This window comes from Pseudomonas sp. BF-R-24 (assembly GCF_019947335.1).
GTDB classification, from domain to species: domain Bacteria; phylum Pseudomonadota; class Gammaproteobacteria; order Pseudomonadales; family Pseudomonadaceae; genus Aquipseudomonas; species Aquipseudomonas jessenii.
The window spans coordinates 17,543-34,886 of record NZ_JAGYGG010000008.1; the positions used below are offsets into that span (position 1 = coordinate 17,543).

At 61.4% G+C, this 17,344-nt stretch carries 15 protein-coding genes; 7 read left to right on the forward strand and 8 right to left on the reverse strand.

Features of this window, described 5'->3' with window-relative positions:
• The first annotated feature begins 5 nt into the window (after positions 1 to 5).
• The 5 genes from KGA98_RS08720 to KGA98_RS08740 all read left to right on the forward strand — a co-directional run bounded on the left by KGA98_RS08720 (position 6) and on the right by KGA98_RS08740 (position 5,044).
• Positions 6 to 794 (forward strand): SDR family oxidoreductase, encoded by a 789-nt coding sequence (locus tag KGA98_RS08720; protein ID WP_223502086.1) that lies wholly within the window; start codon positions 6 to 8, stop codon positions 792 to 794.
• Positions 795 to 806: 12 nt separating this feature from the next.
• Complete coding sequence (locus KGA98_RS08725) at positions 807 to 1,775, forward strand: DHH family phosphoesterase (RefSeq protein WP_223502087.1); 969 nt, start codon at positions 807 to 809, stop codon at positions 1,773 to 1,775.
• 188 nt (positions 1,776 to 1,963) lie between these two features.
• Entirely contained in the window at positions 1,964 to 2,785 is an 822-nt protein-coding gene (locus KGA98_RS08730) for an ABC transporter substrate-binding protein (RefSeq protein ID WP_223502088.1), read from the forward strand.
• The gene (locus KGA98_RS08735) at positions 2,782 to 3,627 is read left to right on the forward strand and encodes an amino acid ABC transporter permease (protein ID WP_223502089.1); all 846 of its coding nucleotides are present in this window, start codon (positions 2,782 to 2,784) and stop codon (positions 3,625 to 3,627) included. The genes KGA98_RS08730 and KGA98_RS08735 overlap by 4 nt, the downstream gene beginning before the upstream one ends.
• 34 nt (positions 3,628 to 3,661) lie before the next feature.
• Complete coding sequence (locus KGA98_RS08740) at positions 3,662 to 5,044, forward strand: LLM class flavin-dependent oxidoreductase (protein ID WP_223502090.1); 1,383 nt, start codon at positions 3,662 to 3,664, stop codon at positions 5,042 to 5,044.
• Between the two features lie 786 nt (positions 5,045 to 5,830).
• Here the strand turns inward: KGA98_RS08740 and KGA98_RS08745 are convergent.
• The 7 genes from KGA98_RS08745 to KGA98_RS08775 all read right to left on the reverse strand — a co-directional run bounded on the left by KGA98_RS08745 (position 5,831) and on the right by KGA98_RS08775 (position 13,943).
• Positions 5,831 to 7,303: an aldehyde dehydrogenase family protein gene (locus KGA98_RS08745; protein WP_223502091.1), complete on the reverse strand. Its 1,473-nt coding sequence runs from the start codon at positions 7,301 to 7,303 to the stop codon at positions 5,831 to 5,833.
• Complete coding sequence (locus KGA98_RS08750; RefSeq protein WP_015095519.1) at positions 7,296 to 8,123, reverse strand: ABC transporter permease; 828 nt, start codon at positions 8,121 to 8,123, stop codon at positions 7,296 to 7,298. The genes KGA98_RS08745 and KGA98_RS08750 overlap by 8 nt, the downstream gene beginning before the upstream one ends.
• A 1-nt stretch (position 8,124) precedes the next feature.
• On the reverse strand, positions 8,125 to 9,042 hold the full coding sequence (locus KGA98_RS08755; protein ID WP_223502092.1) for an ABC transporter permease: 918 nt from the start codon (positions 9,040 to 9,042) through the stop codon (positions 8,125 to 8,127).
• A gap of 31 nt (positions 9,043 to 9,073) precedes the next feature.
• On the reverse strand, positions 9,074 to 10,216 hold the full coding sequence (locus KGA98_RS08760; RefSeq protein ID WP_057715263.1) for a PotD/PotF family extracellular solute-binding protein: 1,143 nt from the start codon (positions 10,214 to 10,216) through the stop codon (positions 9,074 to 9,076).
• A gap of 39 nt (positions 10,217 to 10,255) precedes the next feature.
• Positions 10,256 to 11,371, reverse strand: coding sequence for an ABC transporter ATP-binding protein (locus KGA98_RS08765; protein ID WP_223502093.1), 1,116 nt, complete (start codon positions 11,369 to 11,371; stop codon positions 10,256 to 10,258).
• Positions 11,372 to 11,726: 355 nt separating this feature from the next.
• A complete protein-coding gene (locus KGA98_RS08770; RefSeq protein WP_150814504.1) occupies positions 11,727 to 12,551 on the reverse strand; it encodes a response regulator transcription factor in 825 nt (274 codons plus the stop codon).
• 171 nt (positions 12,552 to 12,722) lie between these two features.
• On the reverse strand, positions 12,723 to 13,943 hold the full coding sequence (locus KGA98_RS08775) for an MFS transporter (RefSeq protein ID WP_056727878.1): 1,221 nt from the start codon (positions 13,941 to 13,943) through the stop codon (positions 12,723 to 12,725).
• 133 nt (positions 13,944 to 14,076) lie between these two features.
• Here KGA98_RS08775 and KGA98_RS08780 point away from each other — a divergent pair, with 133 nt between their 5' ends.
• Positions 14,077 to 14,850 carry an AraC family transcriptional regulator gene (locus tag KGA98_RS08780; RefSeq protein ID WP_057715259.1) on the forward strand — a complete coding sequence of 258 codons (774 nt, stop codon included), beginning with the start codon at positions 14,077 to 14,079 and terminating at the stop codon, positions 14,848 to 14,850.
• Between the two features lie 53 nt (positions 14,851 to 14,903).
• Here KGA98_RS08780 and KGA98_RS08785 read toward each other — a convergent pair whose 3' ends face one another.
• A complete protein-coding gene (locus KGA98_RS08785) occupies positions 14,904 to 16,250 on the reverse strand; it encodes a 2-hydroxycarboxylate transporter family protein (RefSeq protein ID WP_223502094.1) in 1,347 nt (448 codons plus the stop codon).
• Positions 16,251 to 16,378: 128 nt separating this feature from the next.
• Here KGA98_RS08785 and KGA98_RS08790 point away from each other — a divergent pair, with 128 nt between their 5' ends.
• Positions 16,379 to 17,296: a LysR substrate-binding domain-containing protein gene (locus tag KGA98_RS08790; protein WP_057715257.1), complete on the forward strand. Its 918-nt coding sequence runs from the start codon at positions 16,379 to 16,381 to the stop codon at positions 17,294 to 17,296.
• The last annotated feature ends 48 nt before the right edge of the window (positions 17,297 to 17,344 follow it).

Genomic DNA, 17,344 nt, shown 5'->3' on the forward strand with positions numbered 1-17,344 from the left:
ATCCCATGCTGCTTAAAGACAAAGTCGTGATGGTCTCGGGCGTCGGCCCCGGGCTGGGTATCAAACTGGCCCTGGAGGCCGCGCGCGAAGGGGCGCGGGCCGTGGCCATCGGCGCCCGCGACAAGGGCCGACTGCTTGAGGCGCAACAGCGCATCAAGGCGGTCGCCGGGCATTGCGAAGTGCTGTGCGTGGCCACCGACATCACCGATGTGCAGGCCTGCAATCGTTTCGCCGAAGCCACCCTCGAGCAATTCGGCCGTATCGATGCGCTGATCAACAGCGCCTTTTCCCATGGTGGTTTCCAGGCGGTGGACGAGGCGGACAACGACCCGCTGCGCGAGGCCCTGGAGGTCAACCTGCTGGGCTCGCTGAACATGAGCCGCGCGGTGCTGGCGCCAATGCGCGCGCAGGGCGCGGGGGCGATCGTCATGATCAACACCCTGGGTGTGCGCAAACCGTATCAGGGGGGCGCGGCCTATGCCGCGTCGAAAAGCGCCCTGGCGGCCAGTGTGCGCTACCTGGCCAGCGAGCAGGCGGCCCACGGTTTGCGGGTCAACGCTCTGGCCTGTGGCTGGATGTGGGGCGAGCCGGTGCAGGCCCTGGTACGTCAGAGTGCTGCCGCCCGGGGTGTCAGCGAAGAGCAGGTGCGCGCTGAGTTCAGTGCCGGTATCCCCGGCGGGCGCATGCGCAGCGACGAGGAGTGCGCCCGCGCTGCGTTGTTTCTGGCATCGGACTACGCCAGTGCGATCAATGGCGCGCAACTCGATGCCAACGGCGGCGAAGTCATGTACTGAGGAGCAGGGCAGATGAACACAATCGATCACTGCGCTTTCAACGGCGATGCCGACGGTCTGTGCGCCCTGCAGCAGTTGCGCCTGGCTGGCGAACTGGATCCGCAGGTGCGCCTGGTCAGCGGGGTCAAGCGCGACATCGAGTTGTTGCGCCGGGTCCAGGCCGGGCCCGGCGAGCGGGTCACGGTGCTGGACGTGGCCCACGAGCAGAACCGCGAGGCCACCCGGCGCCTGCTCGACGCCGGCACCCGGGTACGCTACTTCGACCACCACTTTGCCGGTGAACTGCCACAGCATCCGGCATTCGAATCCTTCATCGACACGGCCGCCCAGGTGTGTACCAGCCTGCTGGTCAACACCTACCTGGACGGGCGTCATCACCGCTGGGCGGTGGCCGCCGCCTTTGGTGACGGCCTGGCCGGCCCGGCCCGGGTGCTGGCGACGCAGCATGGCCTGGCCAGCAACGAGGTGCAGGCCCTGGAGGAACTGGGCCTGCTGCTCAACTACAACGCCTATGGCGACAGCCTGTCGGACCTGCACTTCGAGCCGCTGGCCCTGGCCGCCGAGCTGCTGCCTTACCACGACCCGCTGGACTTCATCCGCCACAGCACAAGCTTCACCACCCTGCGCACCGGCCACGCCGCCGACATGGCTGCAGCCGCAGGCCTTGTACCCTGGCACGAGGGCCGTGGCGCGCAGCTGTACCGCCTGCCCGCGCAACCCTGGGCGCGGCGGGTCAGTGGTGTGCTGGCCAACCAGCTGGCGGCCGGTGCGCCACGCAAGGCGATCGGCTTGCTCAGCGCCAGGGCGGATGGCGACTGGGCGTTCAGCCTGCGGGTACCGGAAGAGGCCGGGCTGGCGGCGGATGCCTTCTGCCGGCAGTTTCCCACGGGGGGCGGGCGCAAGCGTGCTGCCGGGATCAACCGTCTGGCCGACGCGCAGTTGAAGGAAGTCGCCGCACGCCTGCTCGATTGCTATCGCTGAGCAAAGGGCAGCGCCCGACCGGATTTGTCGGGGTGTTGCTTGCCACCAAGAGTCAGCGGTTCAAGCACCTGAACCGCTTGATCCAATATAGCTTGAACGCAGTCTTATATTCCATAAAGCTAGTACAAACTGTTTTTATAGTGCGTTTTAATCTATTCAGTATTTTGAATCGATTGGAGCACTTGTCTGTGAAAACTAAGGCGCTTTTACCTTTTGGCTTGGCATTACTGGCTACCTGCTCGACGGCTTTGGCGGGCCCCACTCTGGATCGCATAACCAGGAGCGGGGAGCTGACCGGCGTTCTGATGGAAAGCTATCCGCCATTCTCCTTTCTCAATGAACAGAACCAACTGGACGGGTTTGACGTCGATGTCGCCAAGGCCGTTGCGCAACGGCTAGGGGTGAAGCTGAAGCTGCAGACACCGTCTTGGGATGTCATCGCTGCCGGCCGCTGGAACGGACGATATGACATCTGCGTCTGCTCGATGACCCCGAGCAAGGCACGGGCCGAAGTGTTCGACTTTCCGGTGGCGTATTACCAGTCACCGGCCGTGATCGTGGTCAATGCCAAAGACAAGAACATTGTCACGGGCAAGGATCTGTCAGGTAAAAAAGTCGGCGTGATCAGTGCGTCGACCTATGAAGCCTATTTGAACAAGGATCTGGTGATTGAGGGCGCCGAGGACAAGCCGTTGAGCTATCCATTCGAAAGCGTCCAGATCGCGCCATACGACAACGAAACGGTAGCTTTCCAGGATCTGGCCTTGGGCACGGGCGTGCGCCTGGATGCCATGGTCACCAACCTCATCACTGCTCGCGAACGCATCGCCCAGGATCCTCGCTTTAAAATTGCCGGCGACACGCTGTATGCAGAGCCCAACGTGGTAGCGATCGAAAAGGGTGATCCGCAATGGAATGCCAAAGTCACTGAGGTCGTCACCCAGCTCAAGGCCGACGGCACATTAAGCAAGATTTCACAGAAGTGGATCGGTGCCGATATCAGCCAATGACAGCCCTCAATCCACACCCGGCCAAGACGGCTGTCGCCCCCGAGACCGAGTCGCGTCGTTTCAGCCCGCTACCTGGTTTTCGCACTCGCCTGTATTTGACCTGGGCAGTGCTGTTTGGCCTGTGCGTCATGTTTTTCATGAGCTTCGATCTGAAGTTCTCGATCATTGTGCAGAAGCTGCCCAATCTGGTCGGCCTGCATTTGGGGCCTGACGGTTTCTTGCAAGGCGCCGCGCTGACACTGTTCCTGTGCTTCTGTTCGATCTGGCTTTCGTTGCTCCTTGGCTTCGTGACGGCGCTGGCGCGCCTGTCTCGCAGTGCAGTGGCTTTCGGCGTTGCCAGTTTCTATGCGTCTTTTTTTCGCGGTACTCCACTGTTGATCCAGATCCTGCTGATCTACCTGGGTCTGCCGCAGTTGGGGGTCGTGCCGGGCGCCATCAGCGCGGGAATCATTGCGCTGTCGCTCAATTACGGTGCCTACCTCAGCGAGATTTTTCGTGCCGGCATCATGGCTGTAGCACCCGGACAGCGCGAAGCCGCGATGGCTCTGGGGCTGGGGCCGGCGGCAACGTTCCTGCACATCGTCCTGCCGCAAGCCATGCGCACGATCATTCCCCCGACAACCAGTCAGTTCATATCAATGCTCAAGGACTCATCGTTGATATCGGTGATGGGGGTCTGGGAAGTGATGTTCCTGGCGCAGTCGTACGGTCGCTCGTCTTATCGCTACATCGAAATGCTCACCACCGCAGCCGTTATCTATTGGCTCCTGTCCATTGGACTGGAGTTGATACAGAACCGTCTTGAACGCCACTACGGCAAAGGTTTCAAGCATCAGCGCTGACCCGTCCGTTTAATGACTTTTTACAGGTACTACGATGTCCGATCCAAAACCTCTGTTGTTTGCGTTATACGAGCAAGCCAGCGTTGGCTGTGGCGGCGCGCCGAGCCTCTGGACGCACCCGGCCGACGAGCGACTGACCATCAACTCGCTGGGCTACTGGTCGAACCTGGCACGCATCGCCGACCAGGCTCATCTCGACATGCTGTTTTTTGGTGATGTGCTGGGTTTCTACGATGTGTTTGGCGGTAATGCCGACGCGGCCATGAAGTGGGCGGTGGAAGCACCGGCCAACGACCCGTTGATGATCATCCCGGCATTGGCCGCCGTGACGGAAAACCTCGCATTCGGCGTCACTGTCACCACCAGTTACGAGCATCCTTTCACCCATGCCCGGCGCTTCAGCACGCTGGACCACATGACCAATGGCCGGGTCGGCTGGAACATCGTCACCTCCTACCTGACCAGCGCCGCTCGCAACTTCGGCCTGGAGCAGATGATCAAGCACGATGATCGCTATGAACGCGCAGACGAATTTCTCGATGTGGTCTACAAACTCTGGGAAGGCAGCTGGGCAAACGATGCCGTGGTTGCCGACAAGTCTCGCCAAGTCTATGCCAAGGGCGATCGCGTGCGACCGATCAATCATGTTGGCGAGCATTACCGGGTGGCCGGGCCGCATTTGACGTCCCCGTCACCGCAACGCACACCCTTGCTGATCCAGGCCGGTTGGTCAGGCCGCGGCCGCGAGTTTGCAGCCAAGCACGCCGAACTGATTTTCATCGCCAAGTCCAACCCGCTGGAGATTCGCCAGGGATTGGAAGATATATGGACGCAGGCCAGGGCACGGGGGCGTGATGCCGGGGATGTCAAATCACTGACAGTACTTCGCATCGTCACGGCCAGGACCGAGATCGAAGCCCAACGCAAATATGACGAACTGCAAAGCAACTATCACTTGCAGGCGCAACTGGTGAGTTATGCCGGTGATACCGGTATCGACATCAGCCGCTACGCGGACAGCGACGCGTTGTCCACTCACACCGAAGGCATGACTTCCTATGTGATGCGTCCTGATGGCAGTGGCAAGCCCTTGACCGCCGGCGATGTCAAACAGCGCTTTGCCAAAGTCACCCGGGGCAGTGATCTGATTCTGGTGGGAACGCCGCAACAAGTGGCCGATCGGATCGAAGAACACGCCCGTATTTCCGGCACCAGCGGCTACATGCTCAACCCGCTGATCAGCCCGGGCAGCCTTGAGGACTTCGTTGAACTGATCATTCCTGAACTGCAAAAACGCGGCTTGTATCGTACCCAGCCACAGAGCGGTACTTTCCGTTCGCGGTTACGGGACGATGGCGCCAGCCATTTACCGGACTCTGCTTACGGCGCCTCATTCCGCTTTGATAAAGGTTTTTAGGACGGGACAGTCCTGAAAAAAAGCGGCTCTCCAGAGGCTAATGCCAGTCAGCTAATCCCGGGACACTGTGGGAGCGGGCTTGCCCGCGAAGAGGCCGGCACATCCAACATAGATACTGGCTGACCCACCGCTATCGCGAGCAAGCTCGCTCCCACAGTTCTGATCTTCAGTGAACGCCAATCCTGCGGTTGGCCACCATCCCTGTGGGAGCGGGCTTGCCCGCGAAGAGGCCGGCACATCCAACAAAGATATTGGCTGACCCACCGCTATCGCGAGCAAGCCCGCTCCCACAGTTTTGATCTTCAGTGAACGCCAATCCTGCGGTTGGCCACCATCCCTGTGGGAGCGGGCTTGCCCGCGAAGAGGCCGGCACATCCAACAAAGATATTGGCTGACCCACCGCTATCGCGAGCAAGCTCGCTCCCACAGTTTTTGATCTTCAGTGAACGCTAATCCAACGACCTGCCACCATCCCTGTGGGAGCGAGCAAGCTCGCTCCCACAGTTTTGACTTTCGGTGAACGCCAATCCAACGACCTGCCACCATCCCTGTGGGAGCGGGCTTGCCCGCGAAGAGGCCGGCACATCCAACAAAGATATTGGCTGACCCACCGCTATCGCGAGCAAGCTCGCTCCCACAGTTTTGACTTTCGGTGAACGCCAATTTAACGACCGGCCACCATCCCTGTGGGAGCGGGCTTGCTCGCGAAGAGGCCGGCACATCCAACAAAGATATTGGCTGACCCACCGCTATCGCGAGCAAGTTCGCTCCCACAGTTTGACCTGCTTACTTCAAGTACCACCCCCAAGGCTGGTCGCTGACGTACTCGGTCACCTGTTTGACCTCCAGGTAATTGTGTAGCCCCCATTGGCCCAGTTCGCGGCCGATGCCGCTGTGTTTCATGCCGCCCCAGGGGGCTTCGACGAAGGTCGGTTGCGAGCAGTTGACCCAGACGATCCCGGCGCGCAGCTGGTTGGCGACCCGGGTGGTGCGCTGCAAGTCCGCGCTCATCACGGCAGCGGCCAGGCCGAAGCGACTGGCGTTGGCCATTTGCAGCGCTTGCTCTTCGGTCTTGAAGCGCTTGATGCACAGCACCGGGCCGAACACTTCTTCGCGCCACAAAATGCTGCTGTGGCCAGGCTCGTCGAAAATCGCTGGCTCGACGAAGTAACCTTCGCGCAAGTGCGCCGGTCGCCGTCCGCCCGTGAGCAAACGGGCGCCACTGGCCAGGCCCTGGTCGATGAAGCCGAGCACCTTGTCGTACTGCCCCTGGCTGACCAGCGGACCGAGCAGCACGCCGGGCTGCATGCCTGGGCCAATGCTGATCTTGCGGGTTTCCTCCACCAGCCGTTCGATCAGGCGCGCAGCGATGGTTTCCTGCACCAGCAGACGAGACGTGGCGCTGCACACCTGGCCCTGGTTCCAGAAAATCCCGAACAAAATCCACTCCACGGCGGCTTCGACATCGGCGTCGTCGAACACGATAAAGGCAGACTTGCCGCCCAGTTCCAGGCTGATGTTCTTGATGTCGCGGGCCGCCGCCGACATGATTTTCGCGCCGGTGGGCACGCTGCCGGTGAAGGCCAGTTTGTCCACCCCCGGATGCTCGGTGAGCGGGCTGCCGGCATCGGTGCCGAGGCCGGTGACCAGGTTCAAGACCCCGGCGGGCAAGCCGATACGATCGGCGGCAGCGGCCAGTTCCAGGGCGGTCAGCGGCGTCAGTTCCGACGGCTTCAACACCACAGTGGCCCCGGCAGCCAAAGCTGGCGCAACTTTCCACGCGGCCATCAGCAGCGGGTAGTTCCAGGGAATGATCTGCCCGGCCACGCCAATCGGTTCGTGGCGGATGCGGCAGCGGAAACGCGCGTCCGGCAAGTCTAGCGGCTGATCCTGTTGCTGATCCAGTTCGCGGGCCAACCCGGCGTAATAACGGAAGCAACCAATAGCATCGCCAATGTCCCACTGCGCTTCGGGCAAAGGTTTGCCGTTGTCGCGCACTTCCAGTTCCGCCAGCGCCTGCTGGCCACTTTCCAGTTCATCGGCCAGCGCCTCCAGCCATTGCCCGCGCTCGGCGCCGCTGGTCTGGCCCCAGCCATTGTCAAAGGCGCGACGGGCCGCACGCACGGCATGGTCGACGTCTTCTTCAGTGCCTGCCGCCACGCGGTGGAAGACTTGCTCGGTGGCCGGATCAATCACGTCCAGATAGCCGCCCAGGTCCGGGCTGACCCATTCGCCGTTGATATAGAGCTGATCACGCATGGTGCGACTCCTGGACGCCGGTGCGGCGGTTTTGCAGATGGCGGGAAGTGAACAGCAGGGCCAGTGACACGCAGATGATTACCGTGGAAATTGCGTTGATCTCCGGCGTCACGCCACGGCGGATGGAGGAAAAGATGTAGATCGGCAACGTCGTTTCGGAACCGGCAACGAAGAACGCGATGATGAAATCGTCGAAGCTGAAGGTGAACGCCAACAGGAACCCGGCCATGATCGCGGGGCTGATCTGCGGCAGGGTCACCCGCCAGAAGGTGTCCATCGGTGGCGCGTACAGGTCCGCGGAGGCTTCCAGCAAGGCCTTGTCCAGGGAATCGACGCGGCTGCGCACGATCACCATCACCAGTGCCATGGTGAAAAGCGAATGCGCGGCGATCACGGTGAAGAACCCCATGTTCAACTTCGGTACCGTCGGCAACCAGCTCGCCAGCAACGGGTTGATCAGGTCGAACAGGCTGATGAAGGCAATCAGCGTCGAGATGCCGATGACGATGCCCGGCACGATGATCGCGCAATAGGTCAGCGCGTCGAACAACAGGCGCACCTTGGCGCCGCAACGCTGCAGGCCGAACACCGCCAGGGTGCCGAACAGCGTGGCGATCACCGCCGAACTGAAGGCGATCAGCGCGCTGTTGCCCAGGGCTTCCATGATGAACGGGTTGCCGAACGCGGTGCCGAACCATTGCACCGAGCAGCACTGGAACGCCAGGCCACTGCGTCCGGCGTTGAAGCTGAACAGCACGATCAAGGCAATCGGCGCGTAGAGAAACAGGTACAGCGAGGTTGAATAGCTGCGCAGCCACATGTCACAGGCCTCCGTCGGCAGGGTTGCCGCCGTAGCGCGCCACCAGTTTCAGATACACGCCGATGATCAGCAGCATCATCGCCACCAACGTCATGGCCAGCGCACTGCCGAACGGCCAGTTGCGCGATTGCAGGAACAGGTCGACCAGCGCGTTGCCGACAAAGAACACTTTGCCGCCGCCGAGAATGGCCGGGATCAGGAACTCGCCCATCAACAGGATGAACACCAGCATCACCCCGGTGATGATCCCCGGCGCGGACAGCGGCAGAGTGATCCGGCGGAAGCTTTCGAAGGCGCTGGCACCGAGGTCCGCCGAGGCTTCGAGAAGGCGTTTGTCGAGTTTTTCCAGGCTGACGTAGATCGGGAACACCATCAGCGGCAGGTAGCCGTAGACGATGCCGATCAGCACCGCCCACGGCGTGTTGATCAGCCGTACATCCTCAAGACCCAGGCTGGCCAGCAGCGCCGGGATGCCCTTGCCGCTGAGGATGAAAATCCACGCGTAGGTGCGGATCAGGAAACTGGTCCAGAACGGCACGATCACCAGGGTCAGCAATAGCGAGCGGTTCCTTGTGACCTTGACCGCAAGGAAGTACGCCAATGGATAAGCCGCCACAAGGCACACCAGGGTGCCCAGCGGCGCCAGCATCAGCGTGTTGCTGAAGGCCGCGCCGCGAGAACCGAGGTTCAGGTAGTTGGCCAGTGTGAAGCCACCGGCGTAACCGCCCACGGCGCTGCGCTCGCCGAAACTGAAGACCAGGATGATCACCAGCGGCATCAACAACAGCAGCAGGAACCACAGGGTCGAAGGCAAGAGCATCAACAGGGTAATGCGCCGGCCGAGGCTGCGCCGTTGGCGAACCTCGACCGACAGGGCATGGCCCGGCTGCACCGTTTGCGGGTGGGCGGCGGCATTCATGGGTGACTCCTCATTGGCCATGGTCAAGCGATCAGGCGGACTTGAAACGCGCCATCAGTTCGGCGCGCGCCGGGCTGGTCAGCGTCGCGGCGGCACCGAACTCCAGCGGGCTCAGGGCCTCGGCGGCCGGGTACATGATCGGATCGTCGAGCATCGCCACAGGCAGCAGCGCGTCGACACGCTTGTCGCCGCTCGGGTAGCCGTGGCTCAGCACTTCCAGCTTGTTGTGCTGCGGATCGAGCAGGTAGTTGATGAACGCGTAGGCGGCATCCTTGTGCTCCGAGCTTTTGGGAATCGCGAAGAAGTCGCTCCACAACTCGCCACCTTCCTTGCCCAGTTCGAACTGCATTTGCGCATTGTCGCGGTGCAGTTGCGAAGCATCGCCGGTCCAGGACATCGCCAGCCAGGCATCGCCGCTGCGCATCGACGGCTGGATGTCGGAGTTGATCGCGAACAGGTGTGGCTTGACCTCGATCAGCAGTTTTTCCGCGTCGGCCAGTTCTTTCGGGTCCAGGGAGTTGAAGCTGTAGCCGAAGCTTTTCAGCGCGTTGCCGATGGCGGTCAACTGGTAGTCGTGGACCATTGTCCGGCCACTGGCCGGGCCTTGGGCGGCGGCCCAGAATTCCTTCCAGCTGGCTGGGCCGTTCTTCAGTTTGCCGGCGTCGTAGAGCATGCCGGTGGTGCCCCAGTTTTTCGGTACCGCGTAGACCTTGCCGTCCACCGTGCCCTGGGCCATGAACTTCTGCTGGAACGCCGAGGCGTCGAAGTTGGGGATGCGCGACAGGTCCAGCGGCTCGATCAGGCCCAGGCCGACGTAGGTGCTGATGGTGTAGTTGGTCGGCACCAGCACGTCCCAGCCACTGCCGCCGGCCTGTAATTTGGCGAGCATTTCCTCGTTGGAACCGAACACGCTCATCGACACCCGGGCGCCTGTGGTCTTGCCGAAGGCGTCGAGGTTTTCCTGGCTGTGGTAGTTCGGCCAGGTCGCCAGCGACAGGCGATCACCAAGCCTGGTTTGCTCGGCGGCTTCTGCGGTGGAGGTCAGCAGGCCGGGCATGTTGGTCGCGACCACGGCGGCGGCGATCCCAAGGCCCGTGCGGCCAAGGAACTCACGGCGGCTGATCGAGCCGTTCTGCCAGCTGCGCAGGGTTTTTATAAAAGTCTTCTGGTCCATAGCACGCTCCACATCCGGTTGATGAAACGAATCGATGATTTACAACGCCATGGCCAGGCCATTGGCGTGATCCCAGCCGACGCGCACTGCCGCGCCGTGTTCGAATGCATTGGCGCCGTGATCCTGCTGGCGCGGAACCCGCACGCAAACCACGCCAAAGGCCTGGGTGCGCACGCGGTACTCGGTGGAATTGCCCAGATAAATGCGATCTTCAACGCAGCCCGGCAGCTTCACTTCCCGGGTCATCTCGGCGTTGGCCCCGGCGATGCTGATCAGCTCCGGCCGCACCGCAATGCAACCGGCGGTGTTGGCGCTCAGGGCTTTGCCGGTGGGGGTGAGGGGGCTGGTCAGTTCCAGCCCTTGCTCGGTGCGCAGCACCACGGAGTTGCCGTTGAGCTGGCGCACGGTGCCGTCGAACAGATTGGACTCACCGATAAAATCCGCCACGTAGCGGCTGGCCGGGGCTTCATAGAGTTGTTCCGGAGTGGCGGTCTGGATGATCGAACCGTTGTGCATCACGCTGATGCTGTCACTCATCGACAGGGCTTCTTCCTGGTCGTGGGTGACCAGCACGAAGGTGATGCCGACCTCGCGTTGCAAGCGCAGCAATTCCGATTGCATCTCCTTGCGCAGCTTGCGGTCCAGCGCGGCCAGTGGCTCGTCGAGCAGCAACACCGTCGGCTTGTTCACCAGCGCACGGGCGAGGGCGACACGCTGTTGCTGGCCGCCGGACAGTTCGCTCGGCTTGCGCTGGCCGAAGCCGCTCAGGCGTACCATCTCCAGCGCTTCATCGGCCATGCGCAGTTGCTGTTTTTTGTCAGGGCGCGGGGTGCGATAGCGCAGGCCATAGGCAATGTTCTGTGCCACGGTCAGGTGCGGAAACAGCGCGTAATGCTGGAACACCATGTTCACCGGCCGCTCGAACGCCGGCACACCGGCCACGCTCTTGCCGGCCAAGCGGACCTCGCCGCTGGTGGGCTGTTCGAAGCCGGCGATCATGCGCAAGGTGGTGGTCTTGCCGCAGCCCGAGCCGCCGAGAAAGGAATGAAACGAGCCACGCTGCACCGCGAAATTCAGACCGCCGACGGCCTGCACCTCGCCATAGAGTTTGACCACATTGCAGAATTCGATATCGCTTGGCGGGGTGTTGTTCACGAGACGGGCTCCCTTGCAGTGATGAATCAGTGCGTCGGGGGCCAAACTAGCAATCGCGGTTTTGCGGTGTATATATCCCTTGGGGGATAGGAGCTGCTTGTTGTAGGAGCGAGCTCGCGATGGACTCAAGAGCACTGCATTGAGCCAGTCATCACGCGTAATCGTTAACGACCATCGCGAGCGGGCTCGCTCCTACAGGGATTTGAGGTGAATACAAATTTTGTTTACACCGCCGACCATTGTGGGAGCGAGCTTGCTCGCGATGGCGGTGTGTCAGACACATGGATGTTGAATGTAAGGCCGCAATCGCGAGCAAGCCCGCTCCCACAGGGGGGGGGCTGCTAGCCGACAGGTATCAGGCTTGCAGCTTGAGGCCGGGGGCCTGCAACGGATCCTCCGTCAGCTCTCGAATAAACAACCCCAGCAACTCCGACTGGCTGCCGATGCCCAGCTTGGCGTAGATGTTCTTGCGGTGAATCTTTACCGTGCCGGGGCTGATGTTCAGTTGTTCGGCCACCGAGGCGCTGGAGTGGCCGCGCAGCAACAGTTGAACGATTTCCTGCTCGCGTCCGGTGAGGATGTGCGCACCGAAGTGGTCGAAGGCTTCGCGGATCTTGAAGTCCAGGTCCTGCGCCGGTCGCGGTTCCTGAGCCTGACGCAAGCGCCAGGCCTCATTGATGACCTGCTCGACCACCGCTTGCGCGCACTCGACCAGTTGCATTTCGTCCCGGCTGAACGCACAACTGGCGCTGGAGCGCATCAACGACAACACTGCCATGGCGCCACCACCGAGGTCGACGAAGAACGCCACTTCCTCGGCCAGTCCGGTTTGCTGGTAATAGGTCAGGAAGTACTCGCCGAGGTAGAAGTGGTCGGGGGCGAACTGGCGCAGACGCCACAGCCCCGGCGCCTGCCCACGGGTACAAGCCAGGTAGAAGGGATCCAGCAGGTAAGGCCCGCACTGATAGTCGTCGACATACACCGCCCGCTTGTCCGCAGAGAACGTATCGAACAACGCCAGTGGCCGGTGATTGCCTTCGTAGACAAACAACACGAAATGATCCACCGGGCAGATTTGCCGAAGCCAATGGCTCAACCCCGACAGCCGCCCATGCCCGGCAGGCAGGTCGAGCAGGTGGGCGACACCGGTGGTCCAGAGTTTCAGTTCCTTGGGGCGCATGGCGGCTACAGGCAGAAGAGGATGGCCTTTGGATGCACAAAGTACGCCATGGCGGTATTGCCCGTGTGAAGCGCGGCGGTTGGCGGTGCGTCGTGGCAAAGACGCACCGCAACAGGGCTTGGTGTTACCGAGTGCTACAGGGCAGGTATCAAAAATGATCGGCTGAATCCTTTAGCGAGCACTCCGGGTCGAAGGCAACAGGATCGTCAGAATCCCCAGCAACGGCAGGAACGAACACAAGGTGTACACGTACTCGATGCCATGGATATCCGCCAGGTGCCCCAGCAGCGCGGCACCGATCCCGCCGAAACCGAACATCAGGCCGAAGAACACCCCGGCGATCATGCCGACGTTGCCGGGCACCAGTTCCTGGGCGAAGACCACGATGGCCGAGAACGCCGAGGCGAGGATGAAGCCGATGATCATGCTCAGCACACCCGTCCAGAACAGGTCGACGTAGGGCAGGGCGAGGGTGAAGGGCGCGGCGCCGAGGATGGAAAACCAGATCACCTGCTTGCGGCCGATCCGGTCGCCGATCGGGCCACCAAAGAACGTGCCCGCCGCGACGGCGCCAAGAAACAGGAACAGGTACAGCTGCGAACTGGCCACCGACAGGTCGAACTTCTCGATCAGGTAGAAGGTGAAGTAACTGGTGAAGCTGGCCATGTAGAAGTATTTGGAAAACACCAGCAGCGCTAGCACCACCAGGGCGAATGTCACCCGCCGTTTCGACAGGCCGTGGGTGGCCTTGCTGCCTTGCTTGAGCTTGAACAGGTTCAGGTGATTGCGGTACCAGCGGCTCAGGCCGTATTGCACGAGGATGGCGAACACCGCGAACAGGCCGAACCAGGCGACGTTGCCCTGGCCGTAGGGAATGATGATCGCGGCGGCCAGTAGCGGACCGAAGGCGCTACCGGCGTTGCCCCCGACCTGAAAGGTCGACTGCGCCAGGCCGTAGCGACCGCCCGAGGCCAGCCGCGCCACCCGTGAGGTCTCCGGGTGAAAGGTCGACGAGCCAACCCCTACCAGTGCCGAGGCCACGAGAATCGCCGGGAAGCTGCCGACCATCGACAGCATCAGAATACCGATCAGGGTGCAGACCATGCCGGCCGGCAGCAGCCACGGTTTGGGATGACGGTCGGTGTAGAAACCGATCCACGGTTGCAGCAGTGAAGCGGTGAGCTGGAAGGTCAGGGTGATCAGGCCGACCTGGGTGAAGCTCAGGCCATAACTGGCCTTGAGCATCGGGTAGATCGACGGCAGCACGGCCTGGATCAGGTCGTTGATCAGGTGCGCCAGCGCACAGGCGCCGATGACGCGCATGACCAGGGGGCTGGCCTGGCTGGCCACCGAAGCGGTGGGTGAGGGAGAGCTCAGGGTAGTGGTCGACATAGGCGAGTTTCCGGATAAAAACGCGAACTGCGAACGCAAGGCGCAGCCAATTTCAGGGTTCGGCGTTATCCTAGGGGCCTCAACGGCGCCCGTCTCGCGCAACTCGGGCATGGACCATCGCAAAAAGGGCGTCATGATCAAACCATTGCAGACATTTCTCGCGGAGATCGACCAGGGCGGCTGGAGCGTACGCAGCAGTGCGACCGACTACCCGGAAAACTGGTTCATCCCGCCGCACTCCCATGAAAAGCATCAACTGATCTATGCCATCGAAGGCGTGATGGTGGTGCACGCCGCCACCAGCCAATGGACGGTGCCGCCGAGCCGTGGCATCTGGATGCCAAGTGGAGAAGTGCACTCGATTCGCTGTGTGGGGGCGATCAAGATGCGCAGCGTTTTCGTGCACCCTGACGCGAGCCCGGATCTGCCCGCCGAAACCCGGGCGGTGAGTGTTTCCGCGTTGCTGAGCGAGCTGATCAAGGTCTCGGTCGATTTCGACTTCGCCTGCAATCCGGACTCGCGGGAAGCCCGGGTGCTGCGGCTGATCCTGGATGAGCTGACGATCCTGCCGACCTTGCCATTGAACCTGCCGCAGCCCGCCGACCAACGTATCAACCTGATCTGTAGTGCGTTGCAGCGTGACCCTGGGGATGGCTCGACGTTGTCGGACTGGAGCGCCCGGTTGAGCCTCGACGCCAAAACCATCCAGCGCAGGTTTCGCAAGGAAACCGGCATGACTTTCGGCCAATGGCGCCAGCAAGCGCGACTGCTGTTGGCGCTGGAACGGATAGCCGTCGGGGAGAAGATCATCGACATCGCCGGGGAGCTGGGATACGACAGCCCAAGCGCATTCACGACCATGTTCAAGAAGCAGTTCGGCAAGACGCCGAGTGATTTTTTCAAGTGATGGAAAGGGTGTTCTCTTGCACAAGAGAACACCCTTGGGTCACCGGCACCGAGTCAAACAAAAAGCCGCAACAATATCGTCGCCAGAATCACCGTCGAAGCCCCGCCAATGCGCGTGGAGATTTGCGCGAACGGCATCAGCGACATGCGGTTGGAAGCCGAGAGGATCGCCACGTCTCCGGTGCCGCCCAGGCCGCTGTGGCAGCAGGTCACGATGGCCGATTCGATGGGGTACATTTTCATCAGGTTGCCGATGAAGAAGCCGGCTACGGTCATAGACACCACCACCGAGACGCATACCAGCACGTAGCCGACCGAGAACACTTTCACCACACTGTCCAGCGGCACGTAGAGCATGCCCAGGCCGATCATCACCGGCCAGATGAACGCCGATGACACCAGTTTGTAAAAGCTGTTGGCGCCTTTTTCGAGTTTTTCCGGCAGCACCCGAAGGTACTTAAACAGCACCGCCGCGAGGATCATCATCACCGGGCCGGGAATGCCCACGACTTTTTCCAGCAGGCCGCCGAGGACGAAGAACGCGCAGATTACCAGCACCCCTGCACCCATGACGCGGAAGTCGACAATAGTGCCTGTGTCTTCCTTGACCAGGAATTGGTCGTTCTCGTCCTTGGCGCGAATCAGCGAGCCTTCGCCATTGATGGTCGGGCGCTTGAGGGCCAGGCGCGCCAGGTAACCGGCACAGATGATCGCCACGATGTTGCCGACCACGGCGGCGGGCGCCAGTTGAGCCACGTAGATATCCGGGGTGCCGCCGAGGATTGCCGAGTAGGCCAGCGACAGGGGCAGTATCCCTTCGCCGATCCCGCCGCCAATGATCGGCACGATGATGAAAAAGAACGTGTGGTGGAAGCTGTAGCCGACCAACTTGCCAACGATCAACCCGCTGGCAACGGCGGTCAGGGTGCCGACGAGCAAGGGAATGAACATCCGCAGCATGCCCTGGACCAGAATGAAACGGCTCATGCCCAGAATGCTGCCGACCACCAGGCTGGCGATCACGAAGTAAAGGAAGTTGGCTTCTTTCATCAGCATTTTGGTTGCGTCGATCGTCACCGGCCCGAAGAAGCCGTAGAACACCAGGATCGATGGCAGCATCAGGCACAGGATGGCACCGCCGCCGATTTCCTTGAGGATCGGCAGGCGCGAGCCCATTTGGCCGAAAAACACGCCCATGGTCATGATGACGGCGAGCCCGCCGATCATGTTCTTGGGCAGGAAGCCCAGATGGGCCGAGAGATAAACGATGACCGCGATGCCGAGAAAGATCGGCAGCGGGATGACGCCGATTTCGTAGGCGCACAGGCTGCGCAGGCGTTGCACAAACCCGCCGTCGGAGGCGGTTTCGATTTTCAGGGATTGCTCATAGGGCTTGTTCATGTCGCGCTTTCCTCATGTTGTTTTTATCGAGGATTCAGAAACCACGGTTGGCCGGGGATGGATTGCCACTTGGTAGATCGATGGTATCCTTCGCTAATAGCGCAATAAACAGCGAAAGTATGAGGCGTATGAACACGAATCGTGATCAATTTCCCTTGCCTGAAGACCTCAAGGTGTTCCTCACCGTCGTTCGAAAAAACGGCTTCGCCAGCGCCGCCGAGGAGCTGGGGTATTCACCGGCCTACATCAGCAAACGCATCTCCGTGCTGGAAACCACGCTCTCGACTCGACTGCTGCACCGCACCACACGGCGCATCGCGCTGACTGACGACGGCGAGCGGGTGCGGGTGTGGGCGGAGAAGTTGCTCGGTGACTTCGATGACTTCGTCGGCGAAATATCCCAGGCGCGGCAACAGCCGATGGGTTCGCTGCACATCTGCAGCAGCTTCGGTTTCGGGCGCAACCATGTGGCACCGGCGATCTGCGAGCTGTCGCAAACCTATCCCAGGCTTGAATTGCGCCTGGACGTGTTTGATCGCGTGGTCGACATCGTCGGCGAGGGCTTCGATCTGGAAATCCGCGTGGGTGATGACCTGCCGGGCCAGCACCTGGGACGCAAACTGGTGAGCAACCGGCGGGTGCTGTGTGCGACGCCCGAGTACCTGGAGCGCAGGGGTGTGCCGCAATCGCTGGCGGACTTGAAAGACCACGATTGCCTGGTGCTCAAGGAGCGCAACAACGCGTTCGGCGTGTGGAGCCTGACGAAGGACGGGCAGGAAGAATCGGTACGCGTCAGCGGGCCGTTATCGTCCAACAACGGTGAGATCGTGTTGCAGTGGGCCCTGAGTGGCGGCGGGATCCTGTTGCGCTCGATGTGGGATGTGAAGCCGATGCTGGAGCAGGGGCGACTGGTGCAGGTGCTGCACGATTACACCCAGAGTGCCAACGTCTGGGCGGTGTACCCGACGCGGTTGAGCCAGTCGGCCAAGCTGCGGGTTTGCGTGGAGTTTCTTGAGGAATATTTTCGTCATCTTTCGGTTGAATGAACCACCGGCATCTCTGTAGGAGCGAGCCTGCTCGCGATGGATTCAAGA

Excerpts from the sequence above, each read along its gene's own strand:
- KGA98_RS08745 (WP_223502091.1), bottom strand. The coding sequence starts at position 7,303 with ATGCGTGATCAGCTCTATATCAACGGCGAATGGGTCAGCCCGGACCTG.
- KGA98_RS08775 (WP_056727878.1), bottom strand. The coding sequence starts at position 13,943 with ATGTCGACCACTACCCTGAGCTCTCCCTCACCCACCGCTTCGGTGGCC.
- KGA98_RS08770 (WP_150814504.1), bottom strand. The coding sequence starts at position 12,551 with ATGCGCCCCAAGGAACTGAAACTCTGGACCACCGGTGTCGCCCACCTG.
- KGA98_RS08780 (WP_057715259.1), top strand. The coding sequence starts at position 14,077 with ATGATCAAACCATTGCAGACATTTCTCGCGGAGATCGACCAGGGCGGC.
- KGA98_RS08785 (WP_223502094.1), bottom strand. The coding sequence starts at position 16,250 with ATGAACAAGCCCTATGAGCAATCCCTGAAAATCGAAACCGCCTCCGAC.
- KGA98_RS08740 (WP_223502090.1), top strand. The coding sequence starts at position 3,662 with ATGTCCGATCCAAAACCTCTGTTGTTTGCGTTATACGAGCAAGCCAGC.
- KGA98_RS08755 (WP_223502092.1), bottom strand. The coding sequence starts at position 9,042 with ATGAATGCCGCCGCCCACCCGCAAACGGTGCAGCCGGGCCATGCCCTG.
- KGA98_RS08735 (WP_223502089.1), top strand. The coding sequence starts at position 2,782 with ATGACAGCCCTCAATCCACACCCGGCCAAGACGGCTGTCGCCCCCGAG.
- KGA98_RS08790 (WP_057715257.1), top strand. The coding sequence starts at position 16,379 with ATGAACACGAATCGTGATCAATTTCCCTTGCCTGAAGACCTCAAGGTG.
- KGA98_RS08720 (WP_223502086.1), top strand. The coding sequence starts at position 6 with ATGCTGCTTAAAGACAAAGTCGTGATGGTCTCGGGCGTCGGCCCCGGG.
- KGA98_RS08760 (WP_057715263.1), bottom strand. The coding sequence starts at position 10,216 with ATGGACCAGAAGACTTTTATAAAAACCCTGCGCAGCTGGCAGAACGGC.
- KGA98_RS08750 (WP_015095519.1), bottom strand. The coding sequence starts at position 8,123 with ATGTGGCTGCGCAGCTATTCAACCTCGCTGTACCTGTTTCTCTACGCG.
- KGA98_RS08725 (WP_223502087.1), top strand. The coding sequence starts at position 807 with ATGAACACAATCGATCACTGCGCTTTCAACGGCGATGCCGACGGTCTG.